Annotated in this window: 2 protein-coding genes; both read right to left on the reverse strand. The window is 67.4% G+C overall.

Annotation, left to right across the window (positions count from 1 at the left end):
• On the reverse strand, nucleotides 1–163 hold a 163-nt coding region (locus GX414_15235), incomplete at its 3' end, for a hypothetical protein (GenBank protein ID NLI48455.1).
• Between the two features lie 41 nt (nucleotides 164–204).
• Nucleotides 205–1,977: hypothetical protein (locus GX414_15240; protein ID NLI48456.1), on the reverse strand; the 1,773-nt coding region annotated here is incomplete at its 5' end.

Here is a 1,977-nt window from a genome sequence, read left to right on the forward strand (position 1 = left end):
AGGCCCGGTGCACGCCCAGCACCTGAGCCGGCTGGCTCAGGTTGAGCGACTCGATGCAGGTGTCCATGGGTACGCCCTGCTGAAAGAGGTAAGTGCCCATCGCGCCGTCCATGAAGGCGAGGTGCTCCTTCTGGAGGAAGCGGAGGAAATTGTCAGCGGGCATCGACGAACTCCTTGCAAACGGCGTCGGCGCCGGGGCGCGGCTCAGGCGGTCGCGTCATCGGCCGCCGCCTTTTGGTGGGGATTCAGAAATTTGTGATACAGCAGCAACCCGACGACCGTGGCGGCACCGATTCCGGCGAAGATGAGCCACAGCAGCCGCGGCTGGTTCATGCGGTCGACAAACCGGACATAGAGGTTGGCGCCCAGCACCCCGGCGATGCTGGACCCGATCACGCCGTACAGCGACAGGTAGCCCATGTACATGGCCACGTGCGCCCGCGGGGCGATCTGGCCCACATAGCTGAAGAACTTCGGGTGGGCGGTCATCTCGCCCAGCGAGAAAACGATGTTCCCCAGCACGAACACCCAGATGTGAGGCGAGATGGCCAGAATGGCGAATCCGGCGGTGCCCAGCACGATGCCGGTGATCATGGTGGGCAGGGCGGACCGCTTCTCGAACAGTTTGGAGATCACCAGCTGCAGCGCGATGATGGTGCCGGCGTTGATCACGGTGACGTGCTCCACGTCGAAGCGCCAGCGCCACGCCACACCCAGCGCGGCCAGCGCCGAGTTGACGAGATCATCCAGCGGCGCGGCGTCCACATACGCCTTGACGTACCAGAGCACGGAATCGAACATCTGGAAGTAGAGGACCCAGAAACCGGAGTAGATGAAGATCATCAACAGGAAGCGGAAGTGGTCGCGGAAGCGCGCCGTGTCGGCCAGATCCATCCGGAACACGCTCAGGATGGTCAGGTAGACGCAGGAGCACAGGATCCGGGCGAACAGGGTCAGGCCTGGCAGCAGCCAGATGCTGCCCAGCATCGCCGCCACCACCAGCCACGGGATGTACCGGCCGGCGGCCGCCGCGCCGGCCTGCAGCCGCTCCCGCAGAATCACCGCCAGTAAAGCGGTGGCGAAGAACAGGAACAGAAACAGGAGGAAGAACGGCCGGCGCGCGGTCTCGTCCAGCGCCTCGCGCAGGGCGCCCCGCTCCACCCCCACCAGCAGCGGCTCGTCTTCGACGCGGCTCAGCGCCGCCGTCAACACCGCATCGTCCGGTTGCCCGGCGCGCACCTGCAGGTGATAGCGTCCGGGACCGGTTCGGCGCAGATCGACCGCCGCGGCCGCCTCGCCCGACGGGCCGCCCGGCTGGCGGCTCACCCGCAGCACCGGCCGCTGCTCCGACTCCTGAAGGATCTGCCGCAGCACCGCCTGGTCCAGCTGTTGCCAGTCCAGCCGCTCCCGCAGTTCCGTCACCAGCGCATCCAGGAAGCCCGGCTGGTCTGACGACTTGAACACTTCGAGGCGGTACAGCGGCCGGCCGGCTTGGGCGGGATTGGCGCCCGCCTCCTGCAGCCGGAAATCCGCCGGATTGGACTGGTCGCGCCGCACCGCCACCAGCAGCGTCTTGCCCCAGCGGGTGTGGGGCACCGCTTCGACGTAGATCTCGGCTTCGGGCGGCGTGGCGTACTCATACACCGCCCACGCGCCGAACGCCAGCAGGCCGACGGCGACACCCGTCGCCGCCGGCAGGGACCGGCGGGCCAGGCGGTGGGCCATCACGACCGGCGAAAAGACGATCTCGAACGCATTGGCCAGCGTCTGCACCAGGCTGGCCCGCGCCGCCGAGCCCTCCGTGGGCCGGGCCGGTTCGCGGAAAAATAGGGCCATGGGGATGAGCATGGTCCCGGTGCCGATGGCGGCGGCGATGATCACCCAGTGCCAGCCGTAGCTGTGCTTCAGCCACGGCACCAGGACCAGCGGGAACAGGAACGCCCCCAGATTGATGGACCAGTAGTAGATCCCAAAGCC

The organism is Acidobacteriota bacterium, from assembly GCA_012517875.1.
Taxonomy (GTDB): domain Bacteria; phylum Acidobacteriota; class JAAYUB01; order JAAYUB01; family JAAYUB01; genus JAAYUB01.